This window comes from Candidatus Pelagibacter bacterium nBUS_27 (genome assembly GCF_051200985.1).
Lineage (GTDB): Bacteria > Pseudomonadota > Alphaproteobacteria > Pelagibacterales > Pelagibacteraceae > Pelagibacter.
The window spans coordinates 591813-608927 of the sequence record NZ_CP172845.1; the positions used below are offsets into that span (position 1 = coordinate 591813).

Annotated in this window: 16 protein-coding genes, 2 tRNA genes and 1 pseudogene; 3 read left to right on the plus strand and 16 right to left on the minus strand. The window is 27.4% G+C overall.

All coding sequences use genetic code 11. The annotated features are described in order from the left end of the window. Window positions 1–2: 2 nt before the first annotated feature. The 8 genes and pseudogenes from ACIJYG_RS03280 to rarD all read right to left on the minus strand — a co-directional run bounded on the left by ACIJYG_RS03280 (window position 3) and on the right by rarD (window position 7583). The gene (locus tag ACIJYG_RS03280) at window positions 3–764 is read right to left on the minus strand and encodes a TatD family hydrolase (RefSeq protein ID WP_435098542.1); all 762 of its coding nucleotides are present in this window, start codon (window positions 762–764) and stop codon (window positions 3–5) included. Beyond that, window positions 757–2297, minus strand: a pseudogene (metG, locus tag ACIJYG_RS03285) (methionine--tRNA ligase). Before metG ends, ACIJYG_RS03280 begins: the two are co-directional and overlap by 8 nt. After that, complete coding sequence (locus ACIJYG_RS03290) at window positions 2290–3219, minus strand: AAA family ATPase (RefSeq protein WP_435098545.1); 930 nt, start codon at window positions 3217–3219, stop codon at window positions 2290–2292. The pseudogene metG and the gene ACIJYG_RS03290 overlap by 8 nt, the downstream one beginning before the upstream one ends. Before the next feature lie 67 nt (window positions 3220–3286). After that, window positions 3287–3829, minus strand: coding sequence for a dTMP kinase (tmk, locus tag ACIJYG_RS03295; RefSeq protein WP_435098548.1), 543 nt, complete (start codon window positions 3827–3829; stop codon window positions 3287–3289). After that, complete coding sequence (locus tag ACIJYG_RS03300) at window positions 3822–4973, minus strand: D-alanyl-D-alanine carboxypeptidase family protein (protein WP_435098551.1); 1152 nt, start codon at window positions 4971–4973, stop codon at window positions 3822–3824. The genes tmk and ACIJYG_RS03300 overlap by 8 nt, the downstream gene beginning before the upstream one ends. Beyond that, entirely contained in the window at window positions 4966–5727 is a 762-nt protein-coding gene (locus ACIJYG_RS03305; protein WP_435098554.1) for an SPOR domain-containing protein, read from the minus strand. The genes ACIJYG_RS03300 and ACIJYG_RS03305 overlap by 8 nt, the downstream gene beginning before the upstream one ends. Beyond that, a complete protein-coding gene (locus ACIJYG_RS03310) occupies window positions 5717–6718 on the minus strand; it encodes a lytic murein transglycosylase (RefSeq protein WP_435098557.1) in 1002 nt (333 codons plus the stop codon). Before ACIJYG_RS03310 ends, ACIJYG_RS03305 begins: the two co-directional genes overlap by 11 nt. Beyond that, the gene (gene rarD / locus ACIJYG_RS03315; RefSeq protein WP_435098560.1) at window positions 6705–7583 is read right to left on the minus strand and encodes an EamA family transporter RarD; all 879 of its coding nucleotides are present in this window, start codon (window positions 7581–7583) and stop codon (window positions 6705–6707) included. The genes ACIJYG_RS03310 and rarD overlap by 14 nt, the downstream gene beginning before the upstream one ends. 86 nt (window positions 7584–7669) lie before the next feature. On the opposite strand from rarD, the gene ACIJYG_RS03320 reads away from it, so the two are divergent. After that, window positions 7670–7759 (plus strand) — tRNA-Ser (locus ACIJYG_RS03320). 6 nt (window positions 7760–7765) lie between these two features. Here the strand turns inward: ACIJYG_RS03320 and ACIJYG_RS03325 are convergent. Next, complete coding sequence (locus ACIJYG_RS03325) at window positions 7766–7960, minus strand: succinate dehydrogenase assembly factor 2 (RefSeq protein ID WP_435098563.1); 195 nt, start codon at window positions 7958–7960, stop codon at window positions 7766–7768. A gap of 90 nt (window positions 7961–8050) precedes the next feature. Between ACIJYG_RS03325 and recG the strand changes: the two genes are divergently transcribed. Beyond that, complete coding sequence (gene recG / locus ACIJYG_RS03330; protein WP_435098566.1) at window positions 8051–10102, plus strand: ATP-dependent DNA helicase RecG; 2052 nt, start codon at window positions 8051–8053, stop codon at window positions 10100–10102. Here the strand turns inward: recG and ACIJYG_RS03335 are convergent. After that, complete coding sequence (locus ACIJYG_RS03335; RefSeq protein ID WP_435098569.1) at window positions 10099–10716, minus strand: DUF502 domain-containing protein; 618 nt, start codon at window positions 10714–10716, stop codon at window positions 10099–10101. The two genes, recG and ACIJYG_RS03335, sit on opposite strands and share 4 nt — an antisense overlap. A gap of 112 nt (window positions 10717–10828) precedes the next feature. Here ACIJYG_RS03335 and ACIJYG_RS03340 point away from each other — a divergent pair, with 112 nt between their 5' ends. Further along, window positions 10829–11656 carry a M48 family metallopeptidase gene (locus ACIJYG_RS03340; protein ID WP_435098572.1) on the plus strand — a complete coding sequence of 276 codons (828 nt, stop codon included), beginning with the start codon at window positions 10829–10831 and terminating at the stop codon, window positions 11654–11656. A gap of 10 nt (window positions 11657–11666) precedes the next feature. Here ACIJYG_RS03340 and ACIJYG_RS03345 read toward each other — a convergent pair. The 6 genes from ACIJYG_RS03345 to ssb all read right to left on the minus strand — a co-directional run bounded on the left by ACIJYG_RS03345 (window position 11667) and on the right by ssb (window position 17033). Next, window positions 11667–11742 (minus strand) — tRNA-Lys (locus ACIJYG_RS03345). 84 nt (window positions 11743–11826) lie between these two features. Beyond that, entirely contained in the window at window positions 11827–12939 is a 1113-nt protein-coding gene (gene tgt / locus ACIJYG_RS03350) for a tRNA guanosine(34) transglycosylase Tgt (protein ID WP_435098575.1), read from the minus strand. Between the two features lie 9 nt (window positions 12940–12948). Further along, on the minus strand, window positions 12949–13509 hold the full coding sequence (locus ACIJYG_RS03355) for a peptidylprolyl isomerase (protein WP_435089146.1): 561 nt from the start codon (window positions 13507–13509) through the stop codon (window positions 12949–12951). Next, on the minus strand, window positions 13502–13996 hold the full coding sequence (coaD, locus tag ACIJYG_RS03360) for a pantetheine-phosphate adenylyltransferase (protein WP_435089148.1): 495 nt from the start codon (window positions 13994–13996) through the stop codon (window positions 13502–13504). The genes ACIJYG_RS03355 and coaD overlap by 8 nt, the downstream gene beginning before the upstream one ends. Continuing rightward, entirely contained in the window at window positions 13996–16575 is a 2580-nt protein-coding gene (gene gyrA / locus ACIJYG_RS03365; protein WP_435098578.1) for a DNA gyrase subunit A, read from the minus strand. The genes coaD and gyrA overlap by 1 nt, the downstream gene beginning before the upstream one ends. Before the next feature lie 5 nt (window positions 16576–16580). Beyond that, a complete protein-coding gene (gene ssb, locus ACIJYG_RS03370) occupies window positions 16581–17033 on the minus strand; it encodes a single-stranded DNA-binding protein (protein ID WP_435098581.1) in 453 nt (150 codons plus the stop codon). Window positions 17034–17115 lie beyond the last annotated feature (82 nt).

Below are 17115 nucleotides of genomic sequence, written 5' to 3' on the forward strand. Positions count from 1 at the left end.
ATTTAATTAAAAAAAAGTTTATTAAAATTACTAGTGGTAGAGCTTATCAAATTGGATTTAGAAATATCTTTTATATCTGCTAATTTTTGAGCAGTATAATCAATAAAAGATGGTTCATTCTTTTTACCTCTATTAGGGACAGGAGCTAAAAAAGGACTATCTGTTTCTATCAAAATTTTATCCAAAGGTAAAAATTTAAATGTTTCTTGTAAATCTAGAGAATTTTTAAAAGTTATAATGCCACTGGCAGAAAAAAAGGCATTAAGGGTCAAAAGTTTTTTTGCAAAATCTTTACTACCAGTAAAACAATGCATTAATATCTTTAGGTTTTGATCTTTATAATTGTTCAGGATATTAAAAGTTTCATCCTCAGCATCTCTAGAATGAATAATTAATGGAGTATTTGTTTTTAAAGAAGCATCAATATGCTCTTTAAAACTAACTATTTGATTATCTCTATCACTATTATTGTAATAAAAATCTAAGCCTGTTTCGCCAATGCCAATTATTTTTGTATTATCATTAAGATTTTTTACAATAAAATCTGAGGTAATTTTATTATCAGTTGTTTCATGTGGATGAATTCCAATTGTACCATAAATTATTTCATCTTCTTCTATAATCTTTTTAATTCGATCAAAGCTTTTATATGAAGTTGAAATTGTTAATAATTTCTTTATACCCACCTCTTTTGAACGCTTAATTACGTTGCTTAAATCACTTAATAAAGGCTCATGATCCAAATGACAGTGTGAATCAATCATTGTTTTTATCTATCTTTTTAAAAAGAATATCTATTTTATTTATTTTACTTCCATTTGATAAGAATTTATTATTTTCAATAGACGTTAAATTAATATCATCTTCATTAAGTTCAAAAATCTTTAGAGCTTTGACTGCTGATTGAGGAATTATTGGATAAAGTAAAAAGCTAATTTTTCTTACAATTTCTAAGGTTGAATAAACTATTGTATTTAATCTAATTGGATCTTCTTTTTTTTCCATGGTTCTTGATCATTAAAATATTTATTAGCTTCAAATAAAGAGTTTATAATGAAATTTATGTAAAAATTAATATCTTGATTATCAATTTTTTCTCTTATTATTGATAAATTATCTTTATATCTATTTAAAATTACTAAATCTTCTTCCACAAATTTAATATTCTTTGGGACTTCGCTATTACAATTCTTGATAGCAAATGCTGTAACACGTTGACATAAATTTCCAAAATTGTTAGCAAGATCACTGTTAATACAATCTTCAAGTCTTTCTTGTGATATATTACCATCATTTCCAAAAGACACTTCTTTAATTAAATAATATCTTAATGGGTCTAGGCCATATTCGTTAATTATTTCAATTGGATCTAAAATGTTACCTTTTGATTTAGACATTTTTTCATCACCAGATAGTATCCAGCCGTGACCATAAACTCTTAAAGGTAATTCTATTTTAGCTGCCAAAAGAAAAGCTGGCCAATATACTGCATGAAACCTTAAAATATCTTTGCCAATTAAATGTATTGATGCTGGCCAAAAATTTTTAAACAATACATCATTGGTATCAGGATAATTTAATGCACTAATATAATTTGTTAGTGCGTCGAGCCATACGTAAATAACATGATCCTTATTATTAGGTACTTTTATTCCCCATGAAAAACTTTTTCTACTAACTGATAAATCTTTTAATCCGCTTTTAACAAAACTTATAACTTCATTTTTTCTGGACTCTGGTGCAATAAAGTTTGGGTGAGATTCATAATACTCAAGAAGTGGTTTTTCCCATTTTGATAACCTAAAAAAATACGACTCTTCCTCAATCCATTCAACAGGTGATTTTGAAGAAATAGATCTTTTAATACCATCTATTTCTTCTATTTCATCTTCATTGTAAAAAGCTTCATCTGATACAGAATACCAACCAGAGTATTTTGATAAATAAATATCATCATTTTTTTCAAGTTCATTCCACAAATGTTGCACTGTTTTTTTATGTCTATCTTCAGTAGTTCTTATAAAATCTGTATTTGTTAAATTTAGTGTATGTGAAAGATCCCTAAATGTTTGACTAATTTGATTGCAAAATTCCAAAGGGTCAATATTTTGTTTTTCTGCTGAACGTTGTATTTTTAATCCATGCTCGTCAGTCCCAGTTAAAAATTGAACATCAAAACCATCCATTCTCTTAAATCTAGCAAAAAAATCAGCTATTATACTTGAATAAGCGTGACCCATGTGAGGTTTGGCTGAAGGATAATAAATTGGTGTAGTGATATAAAACTTTTTATCCATTTAAAACTCTATCTTCAAATTCCATTAATAAACTTTCATCATCTAAATTAAAAATTTTTGTATCATTAATTTTATTTAAAAAATATTTTTGTTTGCTTAGTAATTTAATATTTTTAATTGATATATTCTTTCTAAAATAGATCTCTATTAAAAAGTATAATAAATGTTTAATAAATTGATCTTTTTTATATTTTTTTTCCATTATAACTTTTTTTATAAAGTCTTTTAAATTAATATCTTTTAAATCAATATCATTTTGACTGGCAAAATTTATTAAATTTAATATTGTTCCTGGTGTACTGTAATCATTTATCATTTCATCATTAATTGAATTCCTATAATCAGCCTCTAAAATTTTGTTAGTGATATCAAATGATTGATTAGTTGTAAGATGAATTTTATAATTAAGACATCTAGATTTTAGAGTTGGTAGAGTTTTTTTGTTATTATTGATCAATATAAAATAGATATTATCATTTGGTTCTTCTAATACTTTCAATAAAGCATTCACAGAATTAATATTTAAAAGCTCAATATTATCTATAAGTACAAGCCTAGGTTTTATATTAAAAGAAGATTTGTTTAGGGTTAAAATTAAATGTCTAATTTGGTTTATATCAATACTTTTTTTATCTTCATTTATATCAATTGAAATAAAGTTTGGATTAGATTTATTTGAAATCAATTTAAATGATTTATTATCTGGGTTAATTTTAAAATTTTTAACATCATATGCAAAATCTTCATCATATGACAAAATATAATTAATAATGTGGTATGCTAGAGTAGATTTTCCAATCCCTTTTTCGCCAGATAATAATATTTTATTGGGAAGTTTTTTATTAATATATAGTCTTTTAAAATTTATAAATTCGGCATGATGACCAAATAGGTTTAATTGATTTGATGGACTCAAGTTCATTTAATTAATTTATCAATTTGATTCAAAATTAATGCTTGATTATGCTCTATGTCTAAATTTGAATTAATTAGTTGGTATTTTTTTTTTTAAATTTTGATAATTTCAAAAATCCATTTTGAACCTTTTCATAAAATGATATATCAAATTTATCATATCTGTTTAGTGATTTTCTCATTTTTAATCTTTCCTTTAAATTCTTTTTATTAACTGTATTTAAAAATGTAAAACTAACGTTAATATTTTTCAGTAAATGATTGTTTAAAGTTTTAATTAAATTAATATCAACACCCATTCCATAGTGTTGATAGGCTATTGTTGAGTCTATAAATCTATCAATAAGTATTATTTTTTTATTAAAAGATTTTTTTATAATATCTATATTTTCACTTCTTGCAGCCATATATAGTAACAAGTCAGTATTTTTATTAAAATTTGATTTATTATTTAAAATCAATTTTCTAATCTTTTCTGAATTTGGATTGCCACCAGGCTCTCTTATTTTTATATGACTAATTTTTTTTTTGTTAAGATACCTGGAAACGACAGAAATGTGGTGACTTTTTCCACTTCCCTCTATTCCTTCAAAAACTATGATTGGTTTTTTAGACATCGCCCCAAATGAGATAATTAAGTGATTTTAATAATCTAGATACAAAATTTACTTGTTTAACTTCTTTTGAAGCCAGTAAATCGTATTCACCAACTAACTCATCATCATAAACAACCTTTAAAACAGCAACTTTTTCATCTTTTTTAATAGGGGCATTTACAGGCCCTTCATATTTGATAGAAACTTTTAAAAGTTTTTTTTTAGCTTTTTTAATAGTTTTGTAGATGTCTTGTTTGGTATAGACATCAACACTATCATTTTTTCCAAGCCATACATCTACTTTTTCAAACGATTCATTAGCTTTAGAAATCTTGACAAGATCAAAATTAGTAAGACCGAAAGTAAGTAATTTTGAACTTTCTCTTGATCTAGCATTTTTCGAATTAAATCCACTACCAACAGCAATTAATCTTCTGCCATTTCTAATAATTGATGATGCTAAAGAGTATTTTTCAACTGCTAAATATCCAGTCTTAATTCCATCTGCACCTAAGTTTTTATATAAAAGAGGATTTCTATTACCTTGTGTTATCGGGTCACCCCCTGTTCTATTCCAAGTAAATTTTTTTTCAGAAAAAATCTGATAGAATTTAGGATGTTTATTAATTAAATATTTAGACATTTTTAAAATATCTCTGACAGTTGAATAATTATCTGGGTTATTTATACCTGACGAATTAGCAAAATTAGTATTTTCCATCCCTATTTCCTTGGCTTTTGCGGTCATTAAAATTGCAAATTCTTCTTCAGTACCCGCAATACCTTCTGCTAATGCTACACAGGCATCATTTCCAGAAGCAATTATTATTCCTTTTAATAAATTCTCTACTGACACCTCGTCTCCTACCATAATAAACATAGATGAATATCCCGAGGTAGATAGACGCCATGCTTTTTCAGAAATTATAAACTTTTCATCTAATCTTAAATCACCTGATTTAATTAAATCAAATGCAATTATTGATGTCATAATTTTAGTCATTGATGCTGGATAGATTGAAATATCAGGTTCTTTTTCGTATAGAATTTCACCTGAATAATAATCTTGTAATATTGCAGTCCTAGCTTTTACATCAAAATTAGCAGTGGCTAATTCAGCATAATAAAAACTAACAAATAGTATTAAAAATAATTTCTTAAACATCTTTTAAAATCTCTATATTTTCAAAATTTAACGACTTAATTTTATTAAATGAGTCTTTAAGTTTTTTTATATCATTAAATGGTCCTATTAATACCCTATATTTAGTATTTGATATTGTTTTAATAATTGGGTTCTTAATATTTGTTTCATTAGTAATTCTATCTGACATATTCTTAGCGGAGTCTTTATAATAAAAATCAGCAATCTTTATCGAGTATTTAAAAATTTTGTCTTTTGAAATATCTTCTTTTTGTAAGCTAGAATTACTCAGGTTATCAATCTGAATACCATCAACAGGCGCTTTTTGAGCAACATTTTTTTCTTCTTTATAAGTTTTAGCTTTTTTTGCAATAAATGTAGAGTTTTGTGAAATTAAAACAAGATCAATATAAGGTTCATTTAAATCTAATGATAATTCCTCTGCTATTCTTAATGTTATGACACTATTATAGAAATCAGAAAATTTTGCTTCATTTGAAATAACTTCTGCAATTACTGTTTTTTTGTTAGAGGGATTTGTTATCTTAACAAAAGAATTTTTTTTTAAATTTTTATGAAAAATCAAAAAAGATCTATTATCTATTTTTTTTGTAATTTTTTTTTCTTCTTTTAAAACAGCGTCATAAACTAAAGCAAAACCAGAGTTTTTATATTTCGTTAATATTTCTTGATTTAAAATATTTCTGTTAGGATTATTTTGTTCACACCCAGCTAAGAATATAAAAAATAGTATAGATAAAACTCTATAATTCATTTTCAAATTTCTTTTTAAGTGTGCATACAGCTAATGAAAATCTTAATGATCTATTCCATTTTAAGATAATTTCATAATTATCAAAAACTAAATAAGCTGGGCTTAAATTTTCAGCATCTGGTATAATATCTTTATCAGGTGTTATTATTGATGCGGCTAGGTTGTCAAATTTTTTGTCCAAAACATCGTTGTTAACAATATATTTCCTAAAATATTTTAATTTATTCTTGTTATGAAGTTTTTTTGCAGAAACATTTAAATATTTTTTTGGTACAGTTGTAGATAAATCTATTTTATAAAAACATGGTTGATCGTCATTCCACCCTATTTTATTTAAATAGTTCGCTGCTGATGCATAGGCGTCTTTGTTATTTTTTAGATCGATATAATTGTTTTTATCAAAATCTATTGCGTAATTCTTCATTGTTGAAGGCATGAATTGAAAATAACCAAATGCACCAGCCCAAGATCCATATAATGTTTTATAATCAATTTGATTATTTTCTATTAGTCTTAACAATATTAATAATTCATTTGTAAAAAACTCTGACCTGCGTTCATCAAAACTTAATGTAGCCAATGAAGATAAGATATCCATTTTACCAACATAAGTTCCGAAATTGGTTTCTATACCCATTAAGGCTAAAAGAAGTTCTTTTTCTATTCCATATTGATCCTCAATTACATTAATCAAATTAAAGTTTTTATTATAAAAATTTACACCTTTAGAGACCTTTTTAGATGAGGTTCTTTTTGATATATAAGTTTTGGTATCTTCATAAAATTCTGGTTGATATCTGTCATATTTAATAACATTTGGTAAAAATTTTACATTAGCCATAGCTGTATCAAAAGTTTTTTCTGAGATATTATTTTGCAAAGCAGTTTTTTTAAAATTTTTCTTCCATGTTAGAAAACCTGATAGATTTTCTGCAAATGACGATGAGCAAATAAAAATTATACAAATAAATATATACTTAACTAGTTTCATATAAATCTTTCAAATATATGACTACAGCAATCCATATAAAAATAAAACTAACTAATTTTGCCAATGAAAATGGCTCGTCATAATAAAAATAACCAAGTAAAAATTGTAATGTTGGTGTTATATAAAAAATCATTCCAGTTGGACCTAAGCCACACAGTTCTACACCTCTAACATATAAAAATAATGGTATTACAGTCATAGGCCCAGCCAAAAATATAACCAACATCATTGGTGGATTTGATAACTGAAAATCATTATGCCCATATAAAGTTATCAAATAAAAAGCAATTAGAGCAAATGGTAAAATATAAAAACTTTCAATCAAAAGACCTATGTCTGTATCAATATTAATTTTTTTTCTAACTAAATTGTAAAATCCCCAGCTTAATGCAACTATGATGCCAACCCAAGGAAGAGACTTAAAACTAATTAATACTAAATATAAAATTGAAATAATTACCAATATAATTGATAAAATTCTTCGTTTGTTTAGTTTTTCATTAAAAAAAATGTAACCAAGCATAACACTTAAGATTGGCATCATAAAATACCCAAAGCTTGCATCAATTATTCTATTGGTTGCTATAGCGTAGATCCAAACAGCCCAATTAATAAAAATAAGAAAACCTGACAAGAAAAGATAAATCAAATTTTTTTTATTTTTAATAATTTTAAAAAAAATATGCCATTTTGAAAAAAAGAAAGTTGTAATTATTAAAGTAAATGTCGTCCATAAGCATCTGTGAACAACCAATTCTATGTGACCAATAAACGTGATATATTTAAAATAAAGAACACCAAAAAAACCCCACCAAAAAGAACCAGATCCAGCTAAGAACAGTCCTTTATTAAATTCTTTATTCATAGAAATTAAACTGATTTGTTATTAATAGCTTCTTTAGACTATTTTATAGTTGAATTAAATAATTTTAATAATAAAACAATGCTCACGGAGAGATGGCAGAGTGGTTGAATGCACCGGTCTTGAAAACCGGCAAAGGGGCAACTCTTTCCTGAGTTCGAATCTCAGTCTCTCCGCCACTATTTTTAATCATTGTATTTAAAATTTTTGTACAAAAGGTTAATTTTGTTATCTTTAAATTTAAAATCTGTCACCAGACCATTGAAAAAGTTATAAAGATTAGCATCATCTATATCTAATAACTTTTCTAAATCAGCAAGATCTTCATTATTCAATTCATCAATATATTTTTTTGTAAAAGCGCCTAAGAGTTTATCCATTTCTTTTGTGCCACGATAATTTGAGCGGTAAATAATTTTTTTTTTAATTGATCTATATTGAGCGTCATTAATATAATATATTATTAGTTTATGACTAATAAAAGTAATTATGAGTACTTATTATCAGATTTAACCGAGCTTAATGGTGTTGGTATTAAAACAACCAATTTATTAAAGAGAAAAAAAATTAACAATATTTTTGATTTATTATGGAAGTTGCCAAAATCATATACTGATAGAAGCTTATCGACAAATATAAAAGATTTAAGGATCGGAGAAAATCAAACAATAACTATAATTCCTAAAAAATATCTGTTTCCACGTGTTAGAAATTTACCCAACAGAGTGTCATGTTTTGATGAAACTGGTGAAATTGATTGCATCTTTTTTAATAGCTATGAGGGCTATGTAAGAAAAATTCTTCCACTTGGAAAAGAAATTACTGTAAGTGGAAAAATTGCTTTTTACAGAAATAAATATCAACTTACTAATCCTAAATATGTTTCTGAAGACTCTTCTTTAATAAAACAGAAACATAATACTTACTCATTGACAGAAGGTATCTCGGAGAAAATATATAATAAAATTATTAATCAAATAATAAGCAATTTACCTATATTAAAAGAATGGCATTCAAAAAATATATTAGATAAATTTGATAACATTAATTGGAATGAAGCAATCATAGAATTGCATAAATCAGAAAATATTGGAAAATATCAAGATAACTTTTATCAGAGATTAGCTTTTGATGAAATTTTTTCTACTTTTCTAGTGAATTCAGAAATTAGAAAAAAAATAAAGAAAATTAAAAAAAAGAATAAAAGCTTAAATAGAAAAAAACAAACAAACATATTAAACAAATTAGAATTTTACCTTACCAATGATCAAAAAAAAACCTTAGAAGAAATTAATCAAGATCTTTCCTCATCTAATAAAATGTTTAGACTTTTGCAGGGTGATGTGGGGAGTGGTAAAACAATTGTTTCATTAATCGCTGCTTACAATACTGTAAATTCTGGCTTTCAAGTTGCGTTGATGGCCCCTACCGAAATTTTAGCACGACAACATTATAATTTTGCAAAAAAATTATTTTCAAAAGAAATTAATATAGAATTAATTTCAGGTAAATCTGATTATAAAACTAAAAAAATTATATTAAATAAATTAGAAAATAACAATATTGATATCATTTTTGGTACTCATGCAATTTTTCAAAAAAAAATCAATTTTAAAAATTTAGGATTAATCATTATAGATGAGCAGCATAAATTTGGTGTTAACCAAAGAAAACGTTTGTCTGATAAAGGTGGTAAAAATTGCGATGTATTATTAATGACCGCCACACCAATACCAAGAACTTTAACAATGACTATGTATGGAGATATGGATCTTTCTATTATAAGAGAAAAACCTAAATCAAGAAAACCTATTAAAACTTATAGTAAATTAGAAAGTAAAATTGATGATGTTATTAAGTTTATAAAAAAAGAAATACAACTAGGCAATCAAATCTTTTGGGTATGTCCTTTAATAGAAGAGTCAAAAAAAATAGACCACTCTTCAGCTGTTAAAAAGTTTGAGTATTTAAATAAACTTTTTCCAAATCAAGTATCTCTACTTCATGGCAAGACTGATAAAGAAGATAAGGAAATTATATTGGATAATTTTTTGAAAAAAAAATTTAAAATATTAGTATCCACAACAATTATTGAGGTTGGTATAGATTTTCCTAATGCAAACGTAATTATCATAGAAAATGCAAATAAATTTGGATTATCACAATTACATCAGTTAAGAGGTCGAGTTGGTAGAGGCAATAAAGACTCTGCCTGTATATTAATGTTCAAATCAAATTTAAGTGATAATGCAAAAAAAAGAATTAATATTTTAAAGGAGTCTAATGATGGTTTTTATATATCCGAAGAAGATATGAAAATTAGAGGTTTTGGTGATATATTAGGATTTAAACAAAGTGGTATTAAAAATTTTAAATTAGCTGATCCAATACACAATAATGATCTTTTTCTATTGGCAGAAAAAGAGATTAAAAGAATAGAAAATAACAACGAAGATATAGGTAGGTTTAAACCACTTATTAAATTATATGATAGAGCAGATATTATAAATGATATTGCTTAAGGTTCTTTTTTTGAAGTACCTGCAGAAACAATAAATTTAGAAGCCTCTTCGAAATTCATATCTAAAAAAATTACATCATCAACAGGAAACATTAATAAAAAACCACTTGTTGGGTTTGGTGTGGTTGGAACAAAAACATTGATGAGTTTTTTGTTAGTTTTATCTGACATTTCACCTTTATTTTCTTTAGTTGCAAAACCAACTGCCCAAACATCTTTTCTTGGGTATTCGACCAAAACAACACTTTTTTTATCATCATCTTTTTTAGAAAAAGTTTCAGTCATTTGAACGATTGCTGAATAAACAGTTCTTAGAAAAGGAATTCTTTTAAATAGATCATCAATTAATCCAAGAATTTTTCTACCCAAGAAGGACAAAGATAGCCCGCCTACGATAGTTATTAATATTATAGAAATCAAAATTTCTACACCAGGGATGTCAAAAGGCAAATAGTGATTAGGGTTAAGATTTTTAGGAATTAATTTTGAGGATACACCTATTAGGAATTTACTAAGATATATAGTAAATCCGATAGGAATTAATACAACTACGCCTGTAATAAAGTAGTTCCTGAGTGTTAAAGATAAAGATTTTCTTTTAGATTTTTTATTCATATTTTAGTTAAAACTTGAATAAATTACAAAAGCTATCGCAACAATAAATAATACTAATAAAATTTTATTATTAAGATTCATAATAAAATGATAATAACAACTATATATGAAAATGAATAGAAGAAAATTTTTGTCTTATGTTGGCTGTGGTTGTTGTGGCTTTATCATGCCCTCTTGTACAACTGCTCCGATTACTGAAAGAAAACAATTAAAAATTGTTTCTGAAGCAAAACTAAATGCTCAAGCAGCTCAAATATATGAAAAAGTGAAAGAAAAAGAAAAAATGAGCGATGACAAAAAAACATTAAATGAAATTAAAGAAATTGGAAAAAAGATGGAAGACTCAATTTCTGAATACTTTGATAGAGAAAATTTAGATGACCCAACTAGAAACTTTGATTGGGAATATATATTAATAGATAAAAAGAAAGTACGTAATGCATGGTGCATGCCAGGAGGCAAGATAGCTGTTTATACAGGTATTCTAGATGCAACAAAAAATACTAATGGTTTAGCAGCTGTGATGGGTCATGAAATTGCCCATGCTGTTGCAAAACATTCTGTTGAAAGAGCTAGTAGAGGTACTTTGTTAAATGTAGGTACTAGAATTATTGATATAGCAAGTGGCGGTGTATTATCTGACATTAATAGAACAACGGGTCAAAATACAGTTGGTTTATTAGCGCAACTTGGAATTTTAAATCCTTTCAATAGAAAACAAGAAAGTGAAGCAGATTATCTTGGAATGATATTTTCCTCACTATCAGGATACGATATTAGAGAAACTGTTAAAATTTGGGAACGAATGAAAGAATTAAACAAAGGTAAAGAACCTCCTGAATTTATGAGTACACATCCATCATCTGATAATAGAATTCGTGATTTAAATGAAAAGATGAACGAAGTAATATTAGATTACCCACCAATTAAACTAAGCTAAATTTAAATAGTGGTGAGCCCTGATGGACTCGAACCATCGACCCATTCCTTAAAAGGGAATTGCTCTACCAACTGAGCTAAGGGCCCCCAAATATTCAAATTGAATAGTTGTTGTATACAGAATTATTCTAATTTTTCAAACGTCAAATTGAACAAAAAAATAGATATCTTTTACAACTTATCTATGTATTTATCATGAAATTGATCAAAAGTACCTTCTGAGATATTTTTTCTTATAGCTGACATTAATTCTTGATAAAAATTAATATTATGTAGAGTTAGTAACATTGATGCTAAAATTTCATTAGTATTAAATAAATGGTTTAAGTAATTTTTTGAATATTTATTGAGACTTAAATTGTTACAATCAGCATCTAAAGGAGTATTGTCTGTTTGATATTTGTTATTTTTAATGTTTATTCTTCCATTCCAAGTAAATGCTAAACCAGTTCTTCCTGATCTTGTTGGTAAAACACAATCAAACATATCTATACCTCTTTTAACTGCTCCAATTATATCTGAAGGTGTCCCAACACCCATGAGGTAATGAGGTTTTTCATCAGGTAAATGTTCTTTAACATCATCTAGTACATCAAACATTTCTTTTTGAGACTCTCCCACTGCTAAACCACCCATTGCATAACCATCAAATCCAATTTTAATTAATTCCTTTAGTGATTTAATTCTTAAATCTTTAAATAAGCCACCTTGGACAATGCCAAAAAGAGCTTTGTGTGGATTTTGACCAAAAGCTTTTTTCGATCTATCTGCCCAGTAAAGAGACAAATCCATTGATTTTTTTATCAGTTCATAATCATCAGATTTTCGGGGGCATTCATCCATTATCATAATTATATCGGAATTTAGGCCTAATTGAATTCTTATGCTTTCTTCAGGGCTTAAAAAAAACTTTTTACCATCAACATGTGAATTGAAAATTGCTCCTTTTTCTCTGTCAATTTTATTTAACTTAGAAAGGGACATTACTTGAAACCCACCAGAGTCGGTAAGAATTGGCAAATCGCAGTTCATAAAATTATGAAGACCTCCTGCTGACTGGACTCTTTCGACACCTGGTCTAATCATTAAATGATATGTGTTTGATAATATAATTTCTGATCCAGTTTTCTTTATGTCATCGATGGTACAAGCTTTAACCGTAGCTTGAGTGCCAACAGGCATAAAAGCCGGTGTATTGATATTTCCTCTGTTGGTTTGAATTAAACCACATCTAGCAAATTTATCTTTTTTTAAAACATTAAAGGCAAAAGATTTTAATGCCATTTAAAGAAATTATAATGATTTAAAACTTATAATCTTATCCGGATCTGATACAGAACCGTTATTACTCTCATCACCTCTTTTAATTTTATCCACTAAATCCATACCCTCTAAAACTTTTCCAAAAACTGTATATTGTCTATCAAGGAACGGCGCAGGTTTAAAACATATAAAGAATTGACTATTTGCACTATCAGGATCGGAAGATCTTGCCATAGATAATGTTCCTCTATCGTGTGGCACACTACTAAATTCTTGTTTTAAATCAGGTAAATCAGAACCACCCATTCCAGCTCTTCTTAAATCAAAATCATTTGAATCTGATTTCCCAAACTTTACATCACCTGTTTGAGCCATAAACCCGTCGATAACTCTATGAAAAACAACATTATCGTATTGTCCTCCGTCAGCTAATTCTTTAATTCTTTTAACATGATTGGGAGCTACATCTTCAAATAACTCAATTTTCACATCTCCATCTTTTAATTTTAAAATCATTATATTCTCCTGCGCTATTGATTGATTGGTAAATAAAAAAAATAAAATAAATATATTTGTTAAAATTCTATTCATATTTTTCTTTTAAAGACTTAATTGTACTTTTGGTAGTAAATTTTTTAATATCACCATTTAATTTTACAATTTCTTTTACAAATCTTGATGAGATTATTTGATTTTCTACATCAGACATTAAAAAAATTGTTTCAATATTATTATTAAGTTTTCTATTCATACCAGCTAATTGAAATTCATATTCAAAATCCGAGACCGCTCTTAAGCCACGTAGAATTATATTAGATCTATATTTTTTACACAAATCAGTTGTAAGAGAGCTGAATGAAACTACTGATATTTTTTTTCTATTTAGTTTTAAATCAATGAATAAAGCTTTATTAACGATATCTATTCGCTCCTCAGAATTAAATAGATAGTTTTTATTACTAACATTAGAAACTCCAACAACAATTTTATCAAACAGTTTTAATGCTTTTTTAATTACATCTATATGTCCGTATGTAATTGGGTCAAATGTACCTGGGTAAATAGCTGTCTTGTTCATTAAATTAGATTATCATCAATTTTAATTGCAGATACTACTTTTTCTTCACCTGATAATTTTATAATTCTTACTCCTTGAGTATTTCTACCTGCTGTTCTAATTTCTTTAACAGCAACTCTTATTACTCTTCCTTTATTTGTAGAAATAAGTATTTCGTCACCTTCAAAAACTGGGAATGATGATGTAATATTTCCGTTTCTTGGTGAATTTACAATTCCAATTATACCTTTGCCACCTCTATTAGTAACTCTATAATCTATATGAGAAGTTCTTTTTCCATATCCATTCTCACTTATTGATAAGACAAATTTTTCTTTAGCTTTGATCTCAGATTTTTCATCTTTAGATTTTTTGCCATTTTTTTTTGTTTTATCGTTATTAATAACTGACAGAGATACAATCTGGTCATTTGAGGCAAGCTCTATACCCTTTATACCTTTAGATGATCTTCCTTTGAATACTCTTAATTTCTTTGCTTCAAATCTTATACATTTACCAAACTTTGTGCTTAAAATAACATCTTGATCATCTTGACAAATTTTAACTCCTACAATTTTATCATTATTGTCAAGTTTCATTGCAATTTTTCCTGACGCATTAATTGATGAAAAATCTTCCAAACTATTTTTCCTAACTTTCCCTTGTGCTGTAGCAAAAATTATTTGGTAATTTTTAGACTCAGTCTCATTCTCTGGCATTGGCATTATAGAACTGATAGATTGGTGGTTTTTTAAAGGTAAAATATTAAACAATGATTTACCTTTTGAGGTTGTGGAACCCTCAGGAATTTTCCATGCCTTAACTTTATAAACTAGTCCTTCAGTAGAAAAGAAAAGGACTGATGTATGTGTGTTAACTGATAATGTCTGGATAACAGAATCTTGATCTCTTGTAGTAATACCAGATTTACCTTTACCACCTCTTTTTTGTTGTTTAACTCCATCCAATGATCCTCTTTTTATATAACCCTGTAGTGTAACGGTAATGATTACAGACTGTTTTTGAATAGTTTCTTCAATGTCATAATTTAACACAGCATCTATAATTTTAGTTCTTCTTGGAACTGCAAATTTTTCTTTAATATTCTTAAGCTCTTCACTAATCACTTTTAAGAGTTCTTTTTTTGAAGATATGATTTTTTTGTATTTAGCTATTAACTCAGCTAGTTTTTTTATCTCAACTTCTATTTCATTTATTCCAAGGGCTGTAAGTTTTTGTAATCTTAATTCTAAAATAGCTGTCACTTGGGGTTCCGATAATGAGTAGATATTTTTACTTTTTTTACCTTCAACTAAAGAAATTAGTTTTTGAGTTTTGTTTATTTTCCACTTAGTTTTTAAGATAGATTGTTTGGCGTCATCTGGAGTTTTAGATGAACGTATAATCTTAATAATTTTATCTAAATTTTCTACAGATACAGATAAACCTAATAAAATATGTGCTCTTTCCTCTGCTTTTTGAAGATCAAATTTTGTTTTTTTAATAACAACATCTTCTCTAAAAGATAAAAAGTTCGTTAAAAAATCTTTTAAATTGCAAGTTTTAGGTTTTCCATCAACAATTGCTAAAGTATTAAATCCAAATGAACTCTCGATTTGAGTATTCTTATAAAGTTGTCTTTTAATCGTTTCGGGCTCAACACCATTTCTTAAATCTATTGCAACCCTGATACCTTCTCTATTAGACTCATCTCTAATATCTTTAATACCTTCAATTTTTTTCTCTCTAACGAGTTGGGCAATTCTTTCATTTAATACTGACTTGTTAACTTGATACGGAATTGATGTGATAACCAATCTATCTCTACCATTTTTTAAAGTTTCAGAAGCTACTTCACCTCTAAGCTTAAATGAACCTCTTCCATTATTATATCCTTGTTTAATGATATCTTTACCAATTATAACACCTCCTGTTGGAAAGTCAGGTCCAGGGATATGTTTCATTAATTCCTTAACTTTAATATCTTTATTGTCGATCAAAGCTAATGTTCCATTTATTATTTCACCTAAATTGTGTGGAGGAATGCTAGTTGCCATACCTACAGCAATACCACCTGCGCCGTTGACCAAAAGATTTGGGTACTGTGCAGGTAAAACAGTTGGCTCTTTTTCAGTTTCATCATAATTACTTTTGTATGAGACTGTATCTTTTTCAATATCATCAATTAAAAACTGTGAAACTTTTGAAAGCCTTGTTTCAGTGTACCTCATAGCAGCAGCAGGATCTCCGTCAATTGATCCAAAGTTACCCTGACCTTGAACCAAAGGTAAGCTCATTGAAAAATCCTGAACCATTCTTACGAGAGCATCATATACTGACTGGTCACCATGAGGGTGATATTTACCAATTACATCCCCTACTATTCTTGCAGATTTTCTAAATTGTTTTGACCAATCATATCCACCTTTATACATTGCGTATAGAATTCTTCTGTGTACAGGTTTTAATCCATCTCTTACATCAGGCAAAGCCCTACTTACAATTACACTCATTGCATAAGAAAGATAAGACGAGCTCATCTCATCATGCATTGAGATTAATTTAATATTATTGTCTTTTGGAGCTTCAGTTTTTTGCATAGACACTAAAATGGAATTTCGTCATCCATATCATTTGAAACTTGTGAAGAATCCTCAATATTATTTTGTTGAGAAGTATCATTTTGAATTCCACCACCAGTATTTCCACCTCCAAGCATTGTTAGTGTAGTGTTGTACCCTTGAAGAACAATTTCAGTAGAATATTTATCTTGTCCAGACTGCTCATCTTTCCATTTTCTTGTAGTTAGTTGACCTTCTACATAGATTTGAGCACCTTTTTTTAAATATTGTTGAATAACATTTACAAGGCCTTCGTTAAATACAACTATACGGTGCCATTCAGTTTTTTCTTTTTTTTCACCTGTATTTTTATCTTTCCACGATTGACTTGTAGCTAAGCTAAGTCTCGCAACACTTTTGCCATTAACCATTTGTTTGATCTCAGGGTCTGCGCCCAAACGACCAATTAATAATACTTTATTTAAACTTCCAGCCATAATATTTAATATTTGTTAAATTAATTAATAAGAACTATATCACAATTCTTCTCATTATTAATTTTATTAACTCAAAGCAACA